The sequence below is a fragment of the Streptomyces hazeniae genome, assembly GCF_031845485.1.
Classification (GTDB): Bacteria; Actinomycetota; Actinomycetes; order Streptomycetales; family Streptomycetaceae; genus Streptomyces; species Streptomyces hazeniae.
The window spans coordinates 201695-223196 of the sequence record NZ_JAVREQ010000005.1; the positions used below are offsets into that span (position 1 = coordinate 201695).

Annotated in this window: 17 protein-coding genes; 13 read left to right on the forward strand and 4 right to left on the reverse strand. The window is 71.4% G+C overall.

What is annotated here, in order from left to right; all coding sequences use genetic code 11:
* Nucleotides 1-14: 14 nt before the first annotated feature.
* The 6 genes from RM572_RS08490 to RM572_RS08515 all read left to right on the forward strand — a co-directional run bounded on the left by RM572_RS08490 (nucleotide 15) and on the right by RM572_RS08515 (nucleotide 6928).
* The gene (locus tag RM572_RS08490; RefSeq protein ID WP_027763930.1) at nucleotides 15-311 is read left to right on the forward strand and encodes a DUF503 domain-containing protein; all 297 of its coding nucleotides are present in this window, start codon (nucleotides 15-17) and stop codon (nucleotides 309-311) included.
* An 81-nt stretch (nucleotides 312-392) separates the two neighbouring features.
* Nucleotides 393-890: a 30S ribosome-binding factor RbfA gene (gene rbfA / locus RM572_RS08495; RefSeq protein WP_311672641.1), complete on the forward strand. Its 498-nt coding sequence runs from the start codon at nucleotides 393-395 to the stop codon at nucleotides 888-890.
* A complete protein-coding gene (gene truB, locus RM572_RS08500) occupies nucleotides 887-1825 on the forward strand; it encodes a tRNA pseudouridine(55) synthase TruB (RefSeq protein ID WP_311672642.1) in 939 nt (312 codons plus the stop codon). Before rbfA ends, truB begins: the two co-directional genes overlap by 4 nt.
* Nucleotides 1826-2120: 295 nt before the next feature.
* Nucleotides 2121-3104 (forward strand): bifunctional riboflavin kinase/FAD synthetase, encoded by a 984-nt coding sequence (locus RM572_RS08505; protein ID WP_311672643.1) that lies wholly within the window; start codon nucleotides 2121-2123, stop codon nucleotides 3102-3104.
* 192 nt (nucleotides 3105-3296) lie between these two features.
* Nucleotides 3297-5387 carry an ATP-binding protein gene (locus RM572_RS08510; RefSeq protein ID WP_311672644.1) on the forward strand — a complete coding sequence of 697 codons (2091 nt, stop codon included), beginning with the start codon at nucleotides 3297-3299 and terminating at the stop codon, nucleotides 5385-5387.
* Nucleotides 5381-6928, forward strand: coding sequence for an ABC transporter substrate-binding protein (locus RM572_RS08515; RefSeq protein WP_311672645.1), 1548 nt, complete (start codon nucleotides 5381-5383; stop codon nucleotides 6926-6928). The genes RM572_RS08510 and RM572_RS08515 overlap by 7 nt, the downstream gene beginning before the upstream one ends.
* Nucleotides 6929-7015: 87 nt before the next feature.
* Here the strand turns inward: RM572_RS08515 and RM572_RS08520 are convergent, their stop codons facing one another.
* The 3 genes from RM572_RS08520 to eccE all read right to left on the reverse strand — a co-directional run bounded on the left by RM572_RS08520 (nucleotide 7016) and on the right by eccE (nucleotide 12540).
* Nucleotides 7016-9982 carry an SCO5717 family growth-regulating ATPase gene (locus RM572_RS08520; RefSeq protein ID WP_311672646.1) on the reverse strand — a complete coding sequence of 989 codons (2967 nt, stop codon included), beginning with the start codon at nucleotides 9980-9982 and terminating at the stop codon, nucleotides 7016-7018.
* A gap of 354 nt (nucleotides 9983-10336) precedes the next feature.
* Nucleotides 10337-11206, reverse strand: coding sequence for a hypothetical protein (locus tag RM572_RS08525; protein ID WP_394813554.1), 870 nt, complete (start codon nucleotides 11204-11206; stop codon nucleotides 10337-10339).
* Nucleotides 11203-12540 (reverse strand): type VII secretion protein EccE, encoded by a 1338-nt coding sequence (gene eccE / locus RM572_RS08530; protein WP_037790078.1) that lies wholly within the window; start codon nucleotides 12538-12540, stop codon nucleotides 11203-11205. Before eccE ends, RM572_RS08525 begins: the two co-directional genes overlap by 4 nt.
* A gap of 530 nt (nucleotides 12541-13070) precedes the next feature.
* Here eccE and eccB point away from each other — a divergent pair.
* The 7 genes from eccB to mycP (RM572_RS08565) all read left to right on the forward strand — a co-directional run bounded on the left by eccB (nucleotide 13071) and on the right by mycP (RM572_RS08565) (nucleotide 20348).
* Nucleotides 13071-14537, forward strand: coding sequence for a type VII secretion protein EccB (gene eccB, locus RM572_RS08535; protein WP_311672647.1), 1467 nt, complete (start codon nucleotides 13071-13073; stop codon nucleotides 14535-14537).
* Between the two features lie 342 nt (nucleotides 14538-14879).
* On the forward strand, nucleotides 14880-15191 hold the full coding sequence (locus RM572_RS08540) for a WXG100 family type VII secretion target (RefSeq protein WP_136182131.1): 312 nt from the start codon (nucleotides 14880-14882) through the stop codon (nucleotides 15189-15191).
* 83 nt (nucleotides 15192-15274) lie between these two features.
* On the forward strand, nucleotides 15275-15562 hold the full coding sequence (locus RM572_RS08545) for a WXG100 family type VII secretion target (protein WP_136182130.1): 288 nt from the start codon (nucleotides 15275-15277) through the stop codon (nucleotides 15560-15562).
* A gap of 153 nt (nucleotides 15563-15715) precedes the next feature.
* Nucleotides 15716-16987, forward strand: a complete 1272-nt coding sequence (gene mycP, locus RM572_RS08550) for a type VII secretion-associated serine protease mycosin (protein ID WP_311672648.1) — start codon at nucleotides 15716-15718, stop codon at nucleotides 16985-16987.
* Nucleotides 16988-17013: 26 nt separating this feature from the next.
* Nucleotides 17014-17343, forward strand: a complete 330-nt coding sequence (locus RM572_RS08555; RefSeq protein ID WP_311672649.1) for a hypothetical protein — start codon at nucleotides 17014-17016, stop codon at nucleotides 17341-17343.
* 68 nt (nucleotides 17344-17411) lie between these two features.
* Nucleotides 17412-18920 (forward strand): hypothetical protein, encoded by a 1509-nt coding sequence (locus tag RM572_RS08560; RefSeq protein ID WP_311672650.1) that lies wholly within the window; start codon nucleotides 17412-17414, stop codon nucleotides 18918-18920.
* 93 nt (nucleotides 18921-19013) lie between these two features.
* Nucleotides 19014-20348, forward strand: a complete 1335-nt coding sequence (gene mycP / locus RM572_RS08565) for a type VII secretion-associated serine protease mycosin (RefSeq protein ID WP_311672652.1) — start codon at nucleotides 19014-19016, stop codon at nucleotides 20346-20348.
* A gap of 56 nt (nucleotides 20349-20404) precedes the next feature.
* Here the strand turns inward: mycP (RM572_RS08565) and RM572_RS08570 are convergent, their stop codons facing one another.
* On the reverse strand, nucleotides 20405-21442 hold the full coding sequence (locus RM572_RS08570) for a class I SAM-dependent methyltransferase (protein ID WP_311672653.1): 1038 nt from the start codon (nucleotides 21440-21442) through the stop codon (nucleotides 20405-20407).
* Nucleotides 21443-21502: the final 60 nt, after the last annotated feature.

Below are 21502 nucleotides of genomic sequence, written 5' to 3' on the forward strand. Positions count from 1 at the left end.
GTTACGATCACCGGGTGTATGTGGGGACTCTCTCTTTCGACCTCCTGCTGGGCGACGTCCACTCGCTCAAGCAGAAGCGGTCCGTCGTCCGTCCGATCGTCGCGGAACTCCAGCGCAAGTACGCCGTGAGCGTCGCCGAGGTCGGTGAACAGGACCTGCACCGCCGGTCCTGCATCGGCCTGGCGGCGGTCTCCGGTGACCCGGGACACCTGACGGACGTCCTCGACCGGTGCGAGCGGCTCGTCGCCGCCCGGCCCGAGGTGGAACTGCTGTCCGTCCGGCGGCGCTTCCACGGCGAGGACGACACCTGACGGCACCGCCGGCAGCACACCGCTCCACCCGGCACCACAGCAGAACGAGCACCACCGAGCAGAACGACAGGAGACGGACCAGTGGCCGACAACGCACGGGCGAAGAGGTTGGCGGACCTCATCCGTGAGGTCGTCGCGAGGAAGCTGCAGCGGGGCGTCAAGGACCCCCGCCTCGGCTCGCACGTGACGATCACGGACACGCGGGTCACCGGCGACCTGCGGGAGGCGACCGTCTTCTACACGGTGTACGGGGACGACGAGGAGCGCGAGCAGGCCGCGAAGGGCCTGGAGAGCGCCAAGGGCGTTCTCCGTTCCGCGGTCGGCGCGGCGGCGGGGGTCAAGTTCACCCCCACCCTCACCTTCGTGCCCGACGCCCTCCCCGAGAACGCCAAGACCATCGACGACCTGCTCGCCCGGGCCAAGGCCTCGGACGAGGAGGTCCGCAAGGCGTCCTCCGGCGCGGTGTACGCGGGCGAGGCCGACCCCTACCGCCGGCCCGCCGAAGACGCCGAGGGCGCCGAGGGCGCCGACGCGTCGGACGGCACGGAGGACGGGGACGACGAGGACCGGTCCGCGTGAAGCGCAGGGATCCGCTGGAGCCCGGCGGGCTGGTCGTCGTCGACAAGCCCGCCGGATTCACCTCGCACGACGTCGTCGCGAAGATGCGCGGCATCGCCCGCACCCGCCGCGTCGGCCACGCCGGCACCCTGGACCCGATGGCCACCGGCGTGCTCGTCCTCGGGGTCGAGCGCGCCACCAAGCTGCTCGGCCATCTCGCGCTGACCGAGAAGGAGTACGTCGGCACGATCCGGCTCGGCCAGACCACCCTCACCGACGACGCGGAAGGGGAGACGACCTCGGCGAAGGACGCCTCCGGCGTCACCCGTGAGGCGATCGAGGAGGGTGTGGCCGCGCTGACGGGTGCCCTCATGCAGGTGCCGTCGAAGGTCAGTGCCGTCAAGATCGACGGCAAGCGGTCCTACAAGCGGGCCCGCGAGGGCGAGGACTTCGAGATTCCCGCAAGGCCCGTCACGGTCTCCGCCTTCGCGGTGCACGGCGTGCACGAGGACCACGCCGACGACGGCACGCCCGTCGTGGACGTGCTCGTCTCCGTGGTCTGCTCCTCCGGCACCTACATCCGGGCGCTGGCCCGCGATCTCGGTGCCGGCCTGGGCGTCGGCGGCCACCTCACCGCGCTCCGCCGCACCCGCGTCGGCCCGTACCGGCTGGACGGAGCCCGCACGCTGGAACAGCTCCAGGCCGAGCGCAACGAGACCGATGCCGTCTCGCTGCTCCCCCTCGGCGAAGCCGCCGCCGCGGCCTTCCCGCGCTGGGACGTCGACGCGCGCCATGCGCAACTGCTCCTCAACGGCGCACAGATCACGATGCCCGGCGCGCTGGCCGCCCACGAGGGCCCGATCGCCGCGTTCGGCCCGGAGGAACGCTTTCTCGCGCTCGTCGAGGCACGCCGCGGCCGTGCCAAGAGCCTCGCCGTCTTCGCCGCCCCGGCCTGACACGCCCGCCGTGGGACGGGACGCGGCGCGCCTCGCGCCGGCCCGGCCCACGGCCTCCCTCCCTCGGGCACTCAGTGTCTGTCCCTCCCCGGCCGCGGAATCACCCGCGCAGCGGGGCGCGCGGAGGGATTCGGGGCGCATGCGGCACACCCGGGGGCGCTGTCAGGAGCGAGCCCGCCCCCGTGACCTCGGCAGGTGTCCGGGGGAACACACCGGGTCCGCTGCGGTGGCGGGGCATCGTCATGGCACCCTTGGACCCGCACCGTTTCATCAGGTAACCGCGAGGAGCAGCACCGTGCAGCGCTGGCGTGGCTTGGAGGACATCCCGGAGGGATGGGGACGCAGCGTCGTCACCATCGGCTCGTACGACGGGGTGCACCGCGGACACCAGCTCATCATCGGCAAGGCCGTCGAGCGCGCCCGAGACCTGGGTGTGCCCGCCGTGGTGGTCACCTTCGACCCGCACCCGAGCGAGGTCGTGCGCCCGGGCAGCCACCCGCCGCTGCTCGCGCCGCACCACCGCCGTGCGGACCTGATGGCCGAGGTGGGCGTCGACGCGGTGCTCGTCCTGCCGTTCACGCAGGAGTTCTCGCAGCTCTCGCCGGCCGACTTCGTCGTCAAGGTCCTGGTCGACAAGCTGCACGCGCGCGTCGTCGTCGAGGGCCCCAACTTCCGCTTCGGCCACAAGGCGGCCGGCAACGTCGACACCCTCGCCGAGCTGGGCGCCACCTACGACTACGACGTCGACGTCGTGGACCTCTTCGCGCGGGGTGAGGCCGGCGGCGGCGCGCCGTTCTCCTCCACCCTGACCCGCACGCTGGTCGCCGAGGGCGACGTGACCGGTGCCGCCGAGGTGCTCGGCCGCCCCCACCGCGTCGAGGGCGTCGTCGTCCGCGGTGCGCAGCGCGGCCGTGCGCTCGGCTTTCCCACCGCGAACGTGGAGACGCTGCCGCACACGGCCGTGCCCGCGGACGGCGTGTACGCCGGCTGGCTCACGGTCCTGGGCGAGGGCGCGCCGGAGGCCAAGCCCGCCGCCGTCTCCGTCGGCACCAACCCCCAGTTCGACGGCACCGAACGCACCGTCGAGGCCTATGCGATCGACCGCGTCGGGCTGGAGCTGTACGGCCTGCACGTCGCCGTCGACTTCCTGGCCTGGATCCGCGGCCAGGAGAAGTTCGACAGCCTCGGAGCGCTGACCGACCGCATGACCGAGGACGTCGACCTGTGCCGCACGCTCGTCGCCGAGGCCGACGCCGCCGGAGCCACGCCGCGCACCTGACCCGCACGGCGTCGCCGCGGCCCGGGAGACGGTCTGCCCGCCAGAACTCCTCGACGTGCGCCCCTTCGCACCCGTTGACACTCACGTTTCGCTCAAATGCCTTGCACCCAGGTCGACTTGGGTCGACCCTTCTGTGACGCGTACCGCACGGTCGGTCACGCGGGCAGAGCCGACGGGGGAGGGGGCACGGCGATGCGGGAGCTTGCCGGCGACGCGCTGGAACTCGCGGGGCGTTCCGAACGGGACCGCGCGATACGCGAATGGGTCCGCACCTGGTTCCTGCGCACCAAGGGCGTGCACCCCGAACTGCCCACGCTGCTCCTGCTGGGAGCGCGGGGCAGCGGCAAGACCACACTGCTGCACCACCTGCGCCACTGGGCCGTCGCCGGCCCCGTCGCCCACCTCGACCTGTCCCGGCTCGGCGACACGGAGGGCGCGAAGCCCATCGACCTGCTCGCCCGGATCGTCTTCGATCTGCACGCGGACAAGCCGCGCGTCCCGAAGCTGACGTTTCCCACCTACGGTGTGCTGGCGCTCGCCCTGTCCGCGCGCGTCGACCGGGACAGCCGGGCGACCGCCGTCCAGCAGATGCGTGCCGCGCTCAACTCGCGCACCGGGCGGGGCGGCGAGCACATGCGCGGAGTCGTCGAAGCCCTCGTCGACACCGCGGCCGCGATCGCCGGCAGCCCCGCCGCCGTCGGTGCGGCACTGCGGCTGCTGCCCGGCTGGGACTCCGACTGGGCCAGCGTGCGCACGCGGCGCCAGCTCGTCCGCCTCCGCCGCCGCTACGGAGGAGGCTCCCACCAGGACGTCGTCGTGTCCCTCAACCGCCTCTACAACGAGCAGGAGGAGGCCGAGCGGCGGCTCGCCGAGGCGGCGCTCTTCGACGCGTTCCTCGCCGACCTCCACGACGCCTACCGGAGCCGCCGCGGCAACCACCACCGCACCTCCCACTGCCTGCTGCTGCTGGACAACGCCGACAGCAAGCAGGGCGACGACTTCCTCCGGCTCCTGCTGGAGGCGCGCGACCGGGCCGGCCACACCGACCCGCTGCTCGTCGTGGCCACCGCAGCCGCCCGGCCCGAGGTGCTGATGCGCCGCGAGGGCAGTACCGGACGCGACCACCGCGGCTACCAGCGCGCATGGGAGGAGCCCCGCAGATTCCGTCCGGTGCCGGTGGACGACGTGCTGCACGTCGGCCCGCTCCGCAACCTCGACGCGCGCGAGGTCGACGCGGTGGTGGAGAGCGCGCTGCGCAGCCAGGCCCGCCAGGTCGAACTGCCCGAGGTCGACAACGCCGGGCAATGGCTCGGCTGGCTCGTTCACCAGCTGACCCGCGGCCAGCCCGCCGCCACTGCCGCCGTCGTCGGCACGCTGTGCCTGCGGGGGGACGTCGAGACGTGGCCCGACCGGCTGCGGCAGCTGTTCACGCCCGACCTGGTCGGCGCCCTGCTCGACCGCCTGCTGCCCCAGCGCACCAGCCCCGAGTTCCGCGCCCAGCTCGCCCGCGCCGCCGTCGCCGTCAACCTCGGCGACGCGGGGGCCGCGCGCGACCTGTGGGAGGACGCGGGGGAGGCGCTCGGCAGCGAGTTCCGGCACTTCTCCGGCGATCCGCTGCGCACCATGCGCATCGAGACCGGCGACGACCGCACCGACGGCGCCCACGAGATGCTGCACCCCCTGCTGCGCTTCCTGCTGCTCCGCGAACTCGCCGGCGCACCGCCCGCCGACGACGGAACCGAGGCGTGGGAGGCCGCTCAGACGGCACTGGGCAACCGGGTCCGCTCGCGCCTCGCGGAAGGCCACGAGGACGACCGTTGGGCGCTCGCGTACCACGACCTCGCCTCCGGCCGGCTGGAGAGCGCCGCCCGCTACCTCGACGGGCGCTTCACCGAGATCCCCGCCGCCCAGTGGTGCACCGAGCTCTGCCGCCTCCGCCGCGCGCCGATCCGGACGCGCGGCGGCGCCCCGCCCGAGCCGCCGCGCCGGCTCTTCCGCGACCTGGTCGCCTTCCTCGCCGACGACGGACGCCCGCGCAGCGCGCGCACCAAGACCGTCACCCGCCTGCTCGCCGCCTGCTGGATCAGCCCGGAACCCGCCGACGATCCGGCCACCGACCGGGTGGGCGACCCGTACCGCAACCCCCTCGGAGACCCCTTCGCCGATCTGTACGACGACATCCGCGAGGAGTTCCTCACCCTCCGCGGCATGGTCGACGACGGCACGGACCGGCACGTGCTCCTACTGAAGTCCGAGCAGTACAGAAGGAGGCCCTGGTGGTGACGGAACAGCAGTTGGAGATCCCGCAGCCGCCCCCGCGCTGGTGGCTCCGCATCGGGCTCACCCTCGTGGTGGTCTGCGCCCTGGTGGCCGGAGGCCTCTGGGCCTACCGGCACTTCCTCGTGCGCTGCGCCGACGGCGTCAGCCGCGTCGGGCCGGACGACGCCTGCATCGGCGTCACCGACGGCGACCACGTCTTCCACGAGGACCTGACCGAGGTCATCGGTCTCATCCGGGAGGAGAACCGCCGCGTCGAGGAGTCCGGCGAGCCGTGGGTGAGCATCGCCTACTTCGAGCCCATGACCCTGGGGGAGGGCGACAAGGGCACCAGCAGCATCGAACAGGAACTCCAGGGCGCCTACCTCGCCCAGTACGCCCTGAACCGGCCCGGCCTGGGCGGCGAGGGCTCGACCCCGCAGATCAGACTCCTGCTCGCCAACCCCGGCAGCGGCTCCGCCCAGTGGGAGACGGTCGTCGAGCAGATCCTCGGCATGACCGACGGTCCGAACCCGGTCGTGGCGGTGGCCGGCTTCGGCCAGAGCAGAGCGACGACGAAGAAGGCCGTGGAACGGTTCCGGGAGCACAGGATCCCGATGGTCGGCTCGACCGTGACCGCCGACGGACTCAGCGAACGCGGCGAGACCAGCTTCTTCCGCGCCGTCGCGCCCAACAGCGACCAGACGGCGGCAGTGGTGGAACACCTCCGCCTGCGCCAGCGCGAGGACGAGGACTTCACCGTCCGGCTCGTCGAGGACGGCAACGACCACGACATCTACAGCCGCTCCCTCCGGCAGGGCTTCGTGCGGGCCGCCCGGGAGCAGGGCCTCCGCGTCGATCCCGTGACCCTCCGGTTCCTCTCCAACGAGAACAGCGCCGGCAACGCGCTGGCCACCGTCGCCGACAAGGTCTGCGGCGACTCCTCCCGGGCCGACGCCGTCTACTTCGCCGGCCGCGGCCGCAACCTGAAGACCTTCATCGAAGCCGCGGGCGCACAGGGACGCACCTGCCCCACGACCGTCTACTCCGCAGACGACGCGGTCGGCATGTTCTTCGACCTCACCCAGCACGAGGACGCCGCGGCCTACCGGACGTTCCTGCGGCGCTGGGACCGCAGCGCCGTGAAGGTGCAGTACACCGCCCTCGCCCACCCGGACGCCGCGGCGACGATCTACGCCGACGACCCGAGGAACCCCTACACCGACTTCCTGGAGTGGTACGAGGAGAGGTTCACCAGCGAGGCGGACCTGTACAGCGGGCAGGCGATGCTCGGCTACGACGCGACCTTCGCCGTCGGTCTCGCCGTCCGCAGCGCGACCGGGGAGAACACCGACAAGGAACTCTCCCCCGGCGACGTCCGCCAGATGCTCGGGTCGATCAACGGGGAGACGGCCGTCCGCGGGGTCAGCGGCCCGCTCTCCTTCGGCCGGTACGGCAATCCGGAGAACAAGCCGCTGCCACTGGTGCGCCTCGACCCGGCGGGGGACACCCACCACTACGTACTGGAGGACGTGCTGCGCCCCGAAGGTCCGCGCGAGGGCGGCTGAACCGGCGGCGACGCCTGAAGGGGGAAGGTCCGCACGGCGTCGCCGGCCGTCACCGTGAGGGGTGAGCGGCCCGGCGACGCCGACGGCTCACTGCTGAGGCGGCTGCTGCGGCCAGCCCGCGCCGGCCTGCGGGTATCCGCCCTGCTGCGGCGGCTGACCGTACGGCTGCTGCGGCTGGCCGCCCTGCGGCTGCCCGTAGGGCTGCTGCGGCACCCCCTGCCCGTACCCCTGCTGGCCCCAGCCGGGCTGGGCGCCCGGCTGGGCGCCGTAGCCCTGCTGCGGGTAGCCCTGCGCACCGGGCATCGGCGGCGCCTGCTGCGGCGGCGGATTGCCGTTCGCGCCGTTCGAGGTCCACAGGCCCTGCTCCTGCTGGGCGCGGGCGAAGTCCTCCGCGATCAGCGCGGCGAGGTCGAAGTACGCCTCCCGCGTCTTCGGCCGCATCATGTCGAGGTCCAACTCCGCGCCGGCGGAGAGGTGTTCGTCGAACGGGACGGTCACCACGCCGCGGCAGCGCGTCTCGAAGTGCGACACGATGTCCTCGACCTTGATCATCTTGCCGGTCTCGCGGACCCCGGAGATCACCGTGATGCTGCGTCGCACCAGGTCGCCGTAACCGTGCGCGGACAGCCAGTCCAGCGTCGTACTGGCGCTGCTCGCGCCGTCCACGGACGGCGTCGAGATGACGATCAGCTGGTCGGCGAGGTCCAGGACCCCGCGCATCGCCGAGTACAGCAGGCCGGTGCCCGAATCGGTGAGGATGATCGGGTACTGCCGCCCCAGGATGTCGATGACCCGGCGGTAGTCGTCGTCGTTGAACGTCGTCGAGACCGCGGGGTCCACGTCGTTCGCCAGGATCTCCAGACCCGACGGCGCCTGCGAGGTGAACCGGCGCAGGTCCATGTAGCTGTTCAGGTACGGAATGGCCGACACCAGGTCGCGGATCGTCGCCCCGGTCTCCCGGCGCACGCGGCGGCCCAGCGTGCCCGCGTCCGGGTTAGCGTCGATCGCGATGACCTTGTCCTGCCGCTCCGTCGCCAGCGTGGAGCCGAGCGCGGTGGTCGTGGTGGTCTTGCCGACACCGCCCTTGAGGCTGATGACCGCGATCCGGTAGCACGACAGCACCGGCGTACGGATCAGCTCCAGCTTGCGCTGCCGCTCCGCCTCCTCCTTCTTGCCGCCGAGCTTGAACCGCGATCCGGCCTTCGCCGGGTTCTGCGAGCGCGGCTTCTTGTTCCTGCCGCTCACCAGCCGGTCGGAGGACAGCTCCACGGCCGCGGTGTAGCCCAGCGGCGAACCGGCGTGCGACTGGCGGCGCGGGTCCTGCGCCGGGTCGCCCACGCCGTGCGGCTGCGGACCCGTCGCGGTGCCGTGCGAGCCGTGCTGCGGGGGGTGCGGCGCCTGCTGCGGCGGCGGCTGGGGAGCCTGCTGGGGGGCGTTCGGCTGCGCTGCGGGCGGCTGCTGGCCCGGCTGCGCGGTGTGCGGCGCCTGCTGCGGGACCTGCTGGGCGTTCGGGTAGCCGTAGCCGCCGGGCGCGGGCTGCTGGCCCGGCTGTGCCTGCGCCGGGTACGGCTGCTGCGGCTGGTGCTGCGCCGGTGGCGGCGTCGGGCCGGGGTAGCCGTAGCCACCCTGCGGGCCGGGCACGCCGGGGTGCCCGCCCTGCGGCTGCTGTCCGGGGGGCTGCGCCTGAGGCTGGGCCGGGCCGGGGTAGCCGTAACCGCCCTGCTGGGCGGGCGGCACGGCCCCGTGGGCCGGGTGCGGGTAGCCGTACCCGGCCTGCTGCGGCTGCTGGGGCTGGGGCTGGGGCTGCATGGGGGGCTGCTGCGGCGCGTACCCCTCGCCGTGCTGCTGCGGCACGGGTGCACCCGTGCCCGGCGCGTCCCCCGACGCCGCCCACGGCGCTCCCGGCGGGGGAGTGGCGGGGCCACCGGCCTGCTGCGCCGGGTCCGCGGGCGGGAACTGCGGCGGCAGCGGCGGCAGTCCGCCCTGTCCGGCACCCGCACCCTCGGGGAACTGCGGCGCGGCGGGCATGGCCTGCGCGGGTCGGCCCTCGGCCCCGGGAGCGCCCTCCTGCGCGGGCAGCGCCGGAGCCTCGGGTGCGGCGGGAGCCTCCGGAGCCTCGGCCGGCGCGGACGGTACGTCGGGGGCGTCAGGGGTGAGCGGACCGGCGTCCGCGTCCAGGGCGGCGGCGGAGGGCTCCTCCCCGTCGCGGTCGTCCTCGTCCTCGGCCTCCGCGCCCGTCGCTCCGCTCTCCGCGGAGGGCGGAGCGGCTGCGCCGTCGTCCGCGCTCTCCGGCGCGCTCTCGGCGGAGGACTCCTCCGAAGAGAAGGAATTCCCGGAATCGTCGCCCGGGCCGGCGACAGGCTCGGCGACGGCGTCCTGGTCGTCCGCGGCGACCGGAGCGTCGGGTGCGGACTCCTCCTGCGCCGCCTCCCGTTCCTCACGTTCGCGCCGGAACTGCTCCATCTCCCGCCGCAGCGCGGCGGCCGAGAAGCGGACCGTGTCCCCGCTCTCCAGGTCGCCGCCCTCGTTCGCGGGCTGTCCGGCGGCCTGCTCCGCAGGCGCGTCGGTGAACGACCCCGGACCGCTCGCGCCGCCCGGGCCCTGGCCCCCGGGGCCGGGCGCGGGGGCGTCCGGGCGGCCCGGAGCGTTCTCCTCCGGGCTCAACTGCGGGAACGACGGCGGCGCGGGCGCACCGGGTGGCGGGCCGGGCACGTGCGGCGGCGGTCCCTGACCGGCGGGTGGCCCCTGCTCGGCCGGAGGCCCGAACGGACCGCCCGGCACCCCGGCGCCGTAGCTGCGCGGGTCGGCGGTCTGCGGGGGCTGCGCCGGCCCGTGCCCGTACGGTCCCTGCCCGACGGGCGGCGGCGGAGGCGGCGGCGCGGGAGCGGGCGGCGGCGTCGGCTCGGCGTCCTGCGTGTACCAGGCCGGCGGCGTGTAGTCGATGGTGAACTGCCCCGTCGACTCCGGGTCGAGATCGGACTCGTTCTCCGCGTCGAAACGATCGGTGTCGCGGTTCGCACCCCCGACGCGGAATTCGTCCCGATCGCTACTCACAATGCCTCCTGCTGGTCCACACCCCGATGTGCTGCGCAGTGACCCAGCCTAGACTTCCCGACTCCGGACACGGCACCGTGGCCCCGTCGGTGCTCGGTGCCGGGGCCACTCTCACTTCACGCGCTTCGCCCCGATCGGCGCGACCCGGTCCGTCGTGGCACGTCTCGGTCCGACCCGCCGGTCGGAGGTCGTCATCCAGTCTCGGAGCCCGCGCTCCGCCGGTCAACTTCCCTGCGGACCACGGCCGTCCAGACCGGCAAACCGCCCCTACTCCGGCATTCCGTCGAAGGCGGGCCTCGCGGTCCGACGGGCGGAAGACGTCCTCCCGGCCGCCCCCGGCTTCCGGGAACCGCGTCAGTCCAGACGCCGCGCGTGACCGAGCAGCCCGACCTCCGCGTCCGTCGGCTGCGTCACCGAGTAGTACCGGTCCTTGCGCGTGCACCACAGGGTCACGCCGTCGCCGAGCGTCGGCAGCGACTCCGTCTCCTCCTGCGGCAGCCGCATCTTCCGGGACAGATGCCGCGCCTCGTCCGGCGACACCCGCTGGATGCCCACCAGCGACGACGTCTGGAGCAACCGCGGCGCAGCGGGGCTGAGATACGGCAGCAGCGTCACCACGGCCTGCCACGGCGCCGAGTTCACCCGCCCCCGCGGCGGCTTCATGCCGCAGTCCCGGATGACCACGACCGGGCTGCTCACCGACGGACCGAGCGACGGCACGTGCCCCACATCGTGCAGGGTGATGCACTGCTGCTCCGCGCCCGCCGCCTGCGCCAGCGGCGTCCACACGTGCGCCCGTCCCGTCTCCACCGCGACCCGCGCGCCGGTGCCCGCCGCCCGCAGCGCCAGCACCTGGGCTGTCCACAGACCGCCGATGAGCAGCAGGTCGTACGCCGTGCGGCGGCTCAGTCCCAGCACCGCCGTCTGGTTCTGCGCGTCCGTACCGATGACCACACCGTCGTCGCCCAACGGCACGCCGATCGCGGCGAGTTCCTCCACCGCCACCCGGTGCCGCAGCGAACGCGGGCCGCGCAGCCCGAAACCGGGACGGCGCGGCCGCGGCGCCTCCTGCTCGTCCTGTCGGCCGACGATCGGGATCATCCCCGTGTCGGAGGGCGTCGCCACGTGCCGCGGCTGCGCCGGCGCCGCGCCGCTCTGCTGCTGCGGGCGGCCCAGGCCCGCACCGGGCATGCCGGTCTGCTGGGGCATCACCGGGCTGGTCATTCGCTGGTACCTCCGAGCGGCAGGGTGGCGAGCACACCGGGGACGTGCTCCCGGTCGAGCGGCACGAGTCCGGTTTTCGCACGCCCGGCACGGCGCTGCAGTTCACGGCGCGCGTCGGACAGATCGTTCTCGCTGCGGGTCACGATGCGGACATGGCCCGCGACCGACGCGTACCGCCCGTCGCCGCGGCCGAGCGTCAGACTGAACACCGAGGTGAACACCGGCAGCGAGGTGAGGATCGACGCCAGGTGCGCGGAGCTCACCGCGCTGGGGCCGACCTGCGGCCACCGGCTGATCCAGTACGTCGCGTGCCAGCGGTCGTCGCACCGCCAGCCGCGCACCGACTCCTCCGTCCGACGCTGCGCACCCCGCCGGTCACCCGCACCCGACGTCGCGTTGCTCACCCGGGGGTTGAGGCAGCTGGAGGTGGCGAGCGCCTGCACGATCTCCGCCTCGTTGAGCACCGTGGCGCTGAACCCCGCGCCCTCGAGGCGGCTCGCGAGCTGGTCCGCCGCACGCACCAGCGAGCGCTGCGCGCCCCCGAGTCCGCCGCCGCGCGCCTGGACCGCCTCCGGCGTCAGCTCGGGCGTGAGTTTCAGCGCGACCCACGTCATCCGCAGCGACGGGATGCCCGACGCCTCCTTCAGCGACCCGTACGACCGCGCCACCACCGAGTGCTCCGGCAGGTGCGGTGCCGGAGCCGGCTGCGTGTGCTGGACGACCTGGACGGACTCCAGCCGGATGTCGTCGGTGAGCAGCGCGTCGTGCAGCAGGTTCAGCGGAAGCGGACGCTCCACACGACCGGGACGGCCCGGCCGCAGCGGCGCGTCCTTGCCCTCCACCGCGATCAGGGCGGTCAGGAACGTGCCGTCCCCGACCATGCCGATCGCACGGTCCTCACGCGTCACGTACGTCGACGTCTGCACCGCCGGATCGCACTCCACCACCGGGGCCATGCCCGGGTCGGTACCCGGCGGGGGCGGCAGCTTCGCCTCGCGCTTGCGGCGCCGCAGCGCGCGCCCCACCTCGTACCACTCCGACAGCGCCTGCTGACGGCGGTTCACCAGCGCCACCAGCGTCAGGAGCCCGGCGACCACCGCGGCCGGGACCACCAGCCACGACTCCACGATCCAGGCGACCAGCACCAGGGCGGCCGCGATCTGGATGAGCACGAGTTGCTGAAGCCGCACCGGGCCGAGACTTCCCGGCCTCCGGTGCAGGCGCAGTGTCGCCGTCGTCGGTCCCTGCTGCTCCGGCGTCGTCGCCGACTGCTCGTCTGTCCGCTGGCGCGGGGCGCGCCGGCCCCGGGACCGGCTGCGGGTGGCGCTCGTCATCCCCCGTGTTTCCCCTTCGAGGTTCTCGTGGCACTGCTGCGTGCAGCAGTTCGGGTGGCCGGTGTCCGGCCGCGGACCGCGCGGTCCGCGCCCTCGGCGGCGCCGGCATCGTGGTGCGAGTGGCCGTCGGAGGGCCGGCGGAACGGCGACCACCACCGCACGACCCCCGCGGGCGTACCGTGCGTGCCGTGCCGTGCCGTCGCCGGGCTCCCCCGCAGCCCCCCGACCTGCACCGCGCGGGCGCCGGCCGGGCAGCCAGGATACTCACCGGGTACGCGTGCGGCAGCAGGGTCCACGAGGGCGTTCGTGAGGGCCTTGTGCGGATGCCGCAACCTCCCGCCTCACCCGGCCGTTTGCGTCCTCGCCGCCGGGCGGCATAGTAGTGCAGCCGAGGACGGTCGACGGGAGCGGCCCGAAGTCGCCGCCCCGGAACGGCTCAGCCTCCGGGGGACGCCCGCGCAAGGGCATCACCAGGCAGCACACCAGGGACGACCTGGTATCACCAGGGGACACGAAAGAGACGGGGACCGATGGAGCGGCGGGACGAGCTCAGCGCCCACACCTTCGCACGGAAGCGCACCCTTGCGGCCTTCCTACAGCCGGAGTCCAGAGTCTCCGACGAGGAGGCTCCGCGCCCGGTGCGGGCCATGATGCCCGGCACCGTGATGAGCCTCGTGCTGGTCGTGGGCTGCATCGCGTGGGGCGCCATCGCCCCCAGCGCGCCTCCCGGCTGGGACAAGACGGGCGAGTACATCATCGTCGACACCGACTCCACCACGCGCTACGTCGTCCTCCCCGCCGAGGGCAAGGACGGCAAGAAGACCAAGCAGCTGCACCCGGTGCTCAACTACGCCTCCGCCAAGCTCGTGCTCGACAAGGGCAAGGGCGAGGTCATCGAGGTCGCGGGCAAGGACATCGACGCCAGCGGCATCTCCCGCGGCGCCACCATCGGCATCCCCTACGCCCCCGACCGGCTGCCCAGCCCGGAGGACGCCGAGGCGGCCAAGGAGTGGGCCGTCTGCCAGAAGCCGAGCCAGGGCGGCGAGCCGCAACAGGCCGTCTTCGTGCTCGGCGGCCAGGACAAGGATGCTCTCCAGAACAAGAGCCGCCTCGGGGACGGCGAGGCGCTGTACGTGCAGGACTCCGAGACCGGCGCCCAGTACATCGTCGACGGTGAAGGCACCAAGCTGCTCCTGGACAACGCCTCGGACCCGGAGGGACTGCTCACCTCGCTCGTCCTGCGCGATCCGGGCGAGCCGCAGCAGGTCTCCTCCGAGTGGCTCGACACTCTCCTGCCGGGCGAGCCCCTCTCCGTCCCGAGCCCCGAGGGGGCGGGGGCACCCGCGCAGTTCGACGGCGTGGAGCAGCTCCCGGAGGAGGCCAGGGCGGTCGGTACCGTCCTCGAGGCCAATCCGGGCGGGGCGCCGTACTACTACGTCGTGGGCGTGGACGGCCTGCAGCGCGTCAGCCCCCTGTACGCGGCCCTGATGCGCGGTGGTCAGGGGCAGGGGGATCCGGTTCCCGTCTCCCAGCGCGACGCCACCGCGGCGGGCGCCGACCTCGACGTCGACCGGGGCGGCAAGGGCTGGCCGAAGGAGGTCCTTCGGCACGTGAACCGTGCCGCACAGGGCATCGGAGGCAGCTCCCGCACGGTGTCCTGCAGCGTCTACACCGGCGCGATGACCGGCGAAGGGCCGGAGCTGGCCGCCTGGGCCGGCAGCGCGTACCCGGCCAAGGTCGTCGCCGGGACCGCCAGCGCCTACGTGAGCTCCGGCTCCGGTCTGCTCTACCAGGAGGTGAGCGGCAGCACCGGCGGCGGTGGCGGGAAGTTCCTGCTGACCGACTCCGGGCTGCGCCACGGCGTGGACACCAAGGCGAGCGCCCGGCTCGGCTACGAGAAGACCAAGGCCGCACTCGTTCCGCAGAACTGGTCCCAGCTGCTCCCCAAGGGGCCGAAGCTGGACACCGACAACGCCTCCCAGGAGCAGGGCTTCTGACGGTGCACCGGCCGTGACACGCATCACCCGGAGGGCTTCCGGGTAGGCCGTAACTCCCGTCCTGAGGGCGGGAGTTACGGCATTTCGGGACCTACCGGCCCGGAACCTCCCGCTCCGGGCGGCGATCTGTGAACTCCCGGTGGAAAAGCGATCACGGACAGGTCGCGGCACTGTGTTAACCGCGTGACGGTAACGGGCGTGCGAACAACCGTGTCGGTGGGGCACGATATTCTTCTCAGGGTCTCAACCGGTGGTCGCCGTGCGCGCAGCCGAGTAAGGACCCGCGGCCCGGTCGGGCCACTGAGACGTTCACGCGAGGATGAGCATGGGGGAAGGTGCGCCATGGCAGGACAGTTTCGGGTAACCGAGGACGAGCTCAAGGCTCTGTCGTCGAAGATCAGCCAGGTCAACAGCTCGATCCAGGGCGAGGTCAAGCGCCTCGACGGGGTCATCAGCGGGATCGCTTCCGGCTGGCAGGGCCAGGCGGCTTCCTCGTACCACCGCCTTCAGCAGCAGTGGAACGAGGACGCGCGCAAGATGAACAACATCCTCAACGACATCAAGGATGCCGTCGACGCGACCCGCCAGAACTACTCGGCGACGGAAGAGCAGCAGAACTCCGAGGTCAGCAAGATCATGTCGGACTTCGGCTGACCGGGGACGCCCCCCGATCGGCTGACGTTCCGCGCGAGTTCGTAGCTTCCAACACCGCCAGTCGCTGAAAGAGGAGACGCACAGTGTCCGGAATTCTCGTCAACTTCCAGACCGTGTCGCAGGCGTCCTCGGACGTCCGCACCACGGCCAACAACATCAAGAGCCAGCTCGACGACCTCGAGGCGGCCGTCAAGCGCGTGGCCAACACCTGGGAGGGCTCCGCGCAGGAGGGCTACCAGAACAAGCAGCGCCAGTGGGACCAGACCGCGGACCACCTGCACCAGGTCCTCATGAAGATCTCCACCGCGCTGCAGAACTCGGCGGACAACTACCAGTCCACCGAGAAGGCCAACGCGAACGTCTGGGGCTGACCGGCAGAACGGCAACGCCCGGGCCTCGGAGTGGGCCGGCCCGACACCGGCCGGCCCGCTTCCGTCCGCCCGCACGGGCGCGGCCCCCGATGCCCCTGGGGGAGAGACACGATGTCGATGGGTATCACGCGAGCCACAGGAGAGGACCCGCACGTGGGGGTCACGGAACGACGGCCCCGGACCGCCCGCTGCACGCAGCGGGCCTTCGGCGTGCTCGCGGCACTCGGTCTCCTCGCCCTGGGCTCCGCCGCCCCGGTAGCGGCCGCCCCGGCAAACGCCCCCGCCGCCGGCCCGGACACGGGCCTGGCCAGCACCGCCGAGTGCAAGTTCGGCGGCAAGAACATCAAGAGCACCCCCTGGTCGCTCCAGCGCGTCCTCCTGGACGAACTCCGGGACCAGGCCACGGGCAAGGGCGTGAAGGTCGCCGTCATCGACACCGGCGTCGACAACGACAACCCCCAGATCGAGCCGGCCCTCCTCCCCGGTGACGACTTCGTCGGCGGCACCAAGGGGACCGAGGACGAGAACGGCCACGGCACCCGCGTCGCCGGCATCATCGCCGCCCAGCCCGTCGGCGGCACCGGCTTCTCCGGCCTCGCCCACGACGCGAAGATCCTCCCCCTCCGCTACACCGGCGGTGAGGAGGAGGGCAACTCCGAGACGATGTCCCGGGCCATCAAGGCCGCCGTCGCCGCGGACGTCGACGTCATCAACATCTCCTCCGACACCGCCGACAAGAAGCCGAACACCGGCCTCGAAGCCGCCGTCGCCCAGGCCGTCGCCAACGACATCCTCGTCGTCGTCGCCGCCGGCAACGACGGAGCCGACGGCAAGCACGAGAAGACCTACCCCGCCGCCTACGACGGCGTCCTCGCCGTCGCCGCGTCCGACCGCAACAACGAGCGCGCCCAGTTCTCCCAGTCCGGCGACTTCGTCGACATCGCCGCCCCGGGCGTCGGCATGGTCTCCACCGTGCCCAACGGCGGGCAGTGCCCCGCCGACGGCACCTCCTTCGCCGCCCCGTACGTAGCAGGCGTCGCCGCCCTGATGGTCGAGAAGTACCCCGACTGGACCTCTCAGGAGATCGCCGCCCGCCTCATGCAGACGGCCGACCGCCCCGGCACCGGCCCCGACGCGGAACTCGGCTGGGGCGTCGTCGACCCCGTCGCAGCCCTCACGGGCGACGACACCCCGCAGCAGGAGCCCGTCGAGGACAAGCCCCGGGAGGGCGGCCGCGTCGCCCCGATGGCCCTCACCATCGGCGAGAGCGAGGAAGAGCGCACCGAGCGCTACGCGGTCTACGTCATCGGCACCGCGACGGTCCTCACCCTCCTCGTCAGCGGCACCGCCATCGCCAACCGCGACCGCCGCCGCAAACGCACCGCCGGCACCACGGCCGACACCACAACTTCCACGCGGAACTAAGCAGCAGGGGGAGAGGAGACGGGGATATGGGTAACGGCTACAAGGTCGACCTCAGCGCCCTCGACGAGGTCATCAAGAAGCTCAACCAGGTCGTCGACGGCATGGGCAGCCCGAAGACCTGTGCCAGGTACGAGACGAACATCCCGACCGGATGGTTCGGTAACGCGGACTTCAAGGAGGCCGAAGGTCTCCGGACGACGCACGACGGGGTCAAGTCCGACATCGAGGGTTACATCGACTCGCTCCAGGGCCTGATCGTCAAGTTCAGCTCCGACGCCGCACAGGTGCGCAGGAACTACGACGACCAGGAGCAGCGGACCTCGGACGGGGTCAAGCAGGACACGGACTTCAGCTAGGTCGTATGTACCGCGAGAACGGTGGGGAGTGAACTGACGTGGGAGGCTCGTACTCCAACCCGTCGGGTATGACGGCGGAAGAGAGAGAGCAGGTCCAGCAGGAAGCGAGGGAGGAGAGCCGCGACGAAGCCGTCCAGCAGCACCAGGGCACGTCCGCGGCGTACCAGCACGCCAACGAGCAGTACGGCCTGGAAACCACCTTCCTCGACTACAGCCTGGACGGCTTGAAGGGCATGCTCGCCAGCTCGAATGCGGCGGGCATCGAGGGCGTGAGCGCGAACTGGAAGAAGACGCATGACCAGCTCGTAGGTGCCGACGGCAGCGGCTCGGGTGACTGCGCCTACGGTCAGCTGAAGAAGGCCGTGGACAACGTACTGGAACACTGGGAAGGCGAGAGCGCCAACCAGTTCCGGACCAAGGCCAACGAGATTCTGCGGAACATCTACAACACGGGAACGCACTGCGACACCGTCTCCGCCGCGACGAAGCAGGCGGCCGAAGACCTGCGCAACCAGAAGCAGCGCATCGACGAGCTCGAAGAGCCCAACTGGTTCGAGCGCGCCGGCGACTTCCTCGGTGACGCGGGTCGTGACGACTCCTACACCCAGGAAGACATTCAGAACAAGAACCTTCCCAAGGACGTCCTCGCCCAGATCGACGAGAACTACCTCAGCGAGGGCATGGAGGTGAAACTCCAAGCCGCCGCCATCATGGAGACTCTGGGTCGGAACTACGTCGCGTATCAGAAGCGGATCAAACCAGACGGTGGGCAAGACGATCAGCAGGCCATTCCGCCGTCGAATCCAGCAATTCCCATGCCTGCTCCGATCCCGGCATTCTCGGGATCGTCCTCTACGCCGAGTGCAAGCGGTAAGAGGAACTGGTCGGCCACGACACCTGTTGGAGCTAGAACACCTTCGACAACGGGACCTCGTGACGTCGGGATTTCCGGCGGCAAGCAGGTCCCGGTAAGCCAGACCAAGCTCGACAGCCTGCCTACCGGGATCTCTGGTCCTACGGCGGACAACGGCCCTGCGGGAGGCGGGTCCGCCCGTAGCGGTCCCGCGACGACCACTGGTCCTGGTAGCTCCCACGGCATCCCCGGCGGCGGCATCCTCGGCGGTGCGCGTTCCGGCGGAACGACCGGACGCGGCGCGGGAATCCGCGGCGGCATCAGTGGCACACCCGGAGGCGGTGCTGGGAGCCGCGGTACTGCTGCAGGTGCCGGTTTCCGTGGTGGCGGTGCCATGGGTGGTGGCGCCGGAGGCGGTCGAGGCGGAGCCGCTACCGGGCGTGGCCCGCTGGCTCGTGCCAAGGGAGGCGTCCTGGGCGCTCCGAAGGGCATTGCGGGCGGCCGGCCCGCAACACCTGGTGGCACCGGTCTGGGTAAGGGTCGTGGCGGCGCGTCAGGCACCGGCAACGGCGCCCGCGGTGGCATGCTCGGCGGCAGGATCGGCTCGAACCAGCGCCCTGGCGAGGATGAGCGGGAGCAGGGACATCGTCCCGACTACCTGGTCGAGGATGAAGAGACCTGGACGCCGGAGGACAATCGCAGCGTTCCCCGGACGATCGAGTAAGAGCACCAGCCGGCTACTGAAGATCGCAGATGGCCCCCGTGAAAGACTCACTTCACGGGGGCCATTGCACGAGACCAGCAAGAGGAGCAGAAGTTGAAACTCCGACGAGCGCTATATCTGGTGGGCGCCGGAGCGTTGACGGGAGCCCTGCTCCTCGGAACCGCCCCGCCCGCATCCGCCGATGACATCCGGGACCGCCAGTGGGCGTTGGACGCGTTCGCGGCGGAGGAGATCTGGCAGCACGCCACAGGTGAAGGCGTAGTTGTTGCCGTGGTGGACTCGGGCGTCGATGCGTCTCACCCTGACCTGACGGGGCAGGTCCTGAATGGGAAAGACTTTACCGGAAAGGGCACGAGCGCTAAAGAAGACACCGACGGTCACGGAACGGGAATGGCAGGGCTCATCGCCGGCCATGGCCATGGGCCTGGGGGGAAGGCTGGCGTCATGGGGCTTGCTCCTGATGCCAAGATCCTACCTGTCCGCTTCACTCACTCGGATAGTGAGTTGGGCGTGACGTGGGCCGAGGGCGTGCGGTACGCGGTTGACCAAGGCGCAGACGTCATCAACATCTCGAGGGGCACGGTGCGTGACCTGCGAGAGAAGGAGGCGATCGAATATGCCGTCAAGAACGATGTGGTCGTAGTCGCCTCAACGGGTAATGAAGGGGTCAAGAAGAAGAGCTATCCTGCGGCTTACCCCGGCGTCGTGGCCGTTGGAGGTGTGGACGATAGCGGCGGCGTCTGGGAAAACTCCTCGTGGGGATCCAACACGACTCTCATCGGTCCGGCAACGAATAACGTTGTAACCAACACGAATAACGAGTCCGGCTACGGACTGGCCAACGGGACCTCGGATGCAGCAGCGTATGTTTCCGCATCTGCGGCTCTGGTCATCGAAGCACACCCGGACCTCTCGGGTGGACAGGTCATCAACCGTCTGGTCAAGACTGCCAAAGTCCCCGCCAACGAGAACGCGAACTCGAAGCTTCCCGATGAGAAGTTCGGCTATGGCATCGTTCGGCCGTTGCGTGCTGTGACTCACGACATCCCGGCTGGCCCGAAGGAGGGGCCGCTGGCACAGTCCTCGCAGGAAGAGACATCAACCTCCAGTGGGTCGGACGACTCGCAGTCTGCGCCTGGCGACGACTCGACGGCCGCTGAGGAGTCGGGCGGCCTTGGCGGAGTCCTGATCGGAGTCATCGCCGTCGCAGCCCTGGGAGTCCTCGGTCTCGTCGTCTTCCTCGTGATGAAGGGCAAGCGGAAGAACGCGCAGTCGTTCGCGGGTGTGCCCAGTGGTGGGCCGGCGAACCGTTGGTCGGGGGTGCCGCCCCAGCAGTACGGTCAGCAGCAACCGCCGCAGGCGGGGCAGTACTACGGCCCCCCGGCGTCGCCGCCTCCGCCGCCGAACCAGCCGCCCTCGCCTCGGTGAGCGTCGAAGGGGGTGGTGGGGGGGCGGCCGCGCCCCCCCCACCCCCCACCCCCGGGCTATATCAGCTTCCGGCAGACGTAGTACTGGAACACGTAGTCGTCCTGGCGGCCGGTCGTCTGCAGAACGCGGAGGCCGGCAGCCTCCAGGTCTGGAACGTCGAGGAGCACCGGGCTGTGTCCCAGGAGCACCATCAGGCCTCCCGGCTGCAGTGTGGAGACGAGCCGCAGGAGGATTTCCCTGGCGTCCTGTGTGGTGACGACCTCTGAGTTCAGGAACCTGGAGAAGAGGATGTCCACCGTCCCGGCCTCCGGTGCCGGGCATCTGGCGTCGCCGTGGTGGACCTCTTCGATTCGGGTCTTTGCGAGTTCTGTCATGGGGCGACTGAGGTCCTGGCCGACCGTGCGGATCCGGGCCGGGGCGATGTCGGCGAACTCCGCCAGGAAGTGCCCTGTGGAACAGGCAGGATCGTAGACCGTGACGTGCTCTGCGAGGTTCGCGAGGATGGGCGCGAACAACGTCCTCGTATAGCGTCGAAGGTGTTCCTCGGCGACGTTCAGGGACTCGGCGCGCTCCTTGGTGACCGGCCAGCCGTCCGGTTCGCTCGACTCCTCCTGGCCCCGTTCGCTGTGGTTCACGAACGGGTGCGTGATCGCCGTGGTGGAAGCGATGGCATCGAACACCGCGTGCCGTTCGTCGATCCCGACCGGACGGAAGGCCACCCGCACATCGGTGTCGGAGATGCGGATCCCGTCGAGGTGACCGACCACGTTGTGCCAGTAGATGCGGCTGCAGAGAATCCCCGAGACGTCGTGGTAGACGAAGTAGTCCGAAAGCGTCTTGTAGCCGACGTACCATCGGTGGTCGACCTGGAACATGAAGATCCGGGCAGGCTCGCCGATGACGAGGTCTTCGTGAAGGTGGTGGCCGCCGGGGTGCTGCCAGCGGGAGAAGTCACCGTGCTTCAGCGCCGCTCGAATCTTCGGCTCATCGAGTACCGATCTCTGCACGCGCTCAGAACCGTCAACTCCCGGACTCTCTGCTCGCAATGTCATCCTCGGTTCGTCGTCGCTGCCGCCGCCCTGCTGAGCTGACATCGTATGGTCCCCGACTCGGCAGTGTGCAGGTCCTGCGACTGTCCGGTGGCTGGTACGCGG

Coding starts and splice junctions, on each gene's coding strand:
- RM572_RS08510 (WP_311672644.1), top strand. CDS start 3,297: ATGCGGGAGCTTGCCGGCGACGCGCTGGAACTCGCGGGGCGTTCCGAA.
- RM572_RS08525 (WP_394813554.1), bottom strand. CDS start 11,206: ATGACCAGCCCGGTGATGCCCCAGCAGACCGGCATGCCCGGTGCGGGC.
- eccE (WP_037790078.1), bottom strand. CDS start 12,540: ATGACGAGCGCCACCCGCAGCCGGTCCCGGGGCCGGCGCGCCCCGCGC.
- eccB (WP_311672647.1), top strand. CDS start 13,071: ATGGAGCGGCGGGACGAGCTCAGCGCCCACACCTTCGCACGGAAGCGC.
- RM572_RS08540 (WP_136182131.1), top strand. CDS start 14,880: ATGGCAGGACAGTTTCGGGTAACCGAGGACGAGCTCAAGGCTCTGTCG.
- RM572_RS08555 (WP_311672649.1), top strand. CDS start 17,014: ATGGGTAACGGCTACAAGGTCGACCTCAGCGCCCTCGACGAGGTCATC.
- RM572_RS08560 (WP_311672650.1), top strand. CDS start 17,412: ATGACGGCGGAAGAGAGAGAGCAGGTCCAGCAGGAAGCGAGGGAGGAG.
- RM572_RS08570 (WP_311672653.1), bottom strand. CDS start 21,442: ATGTCAGCTCAGCAGGGCGGCGGCAGCGACGACGAACCGAGGATGACA.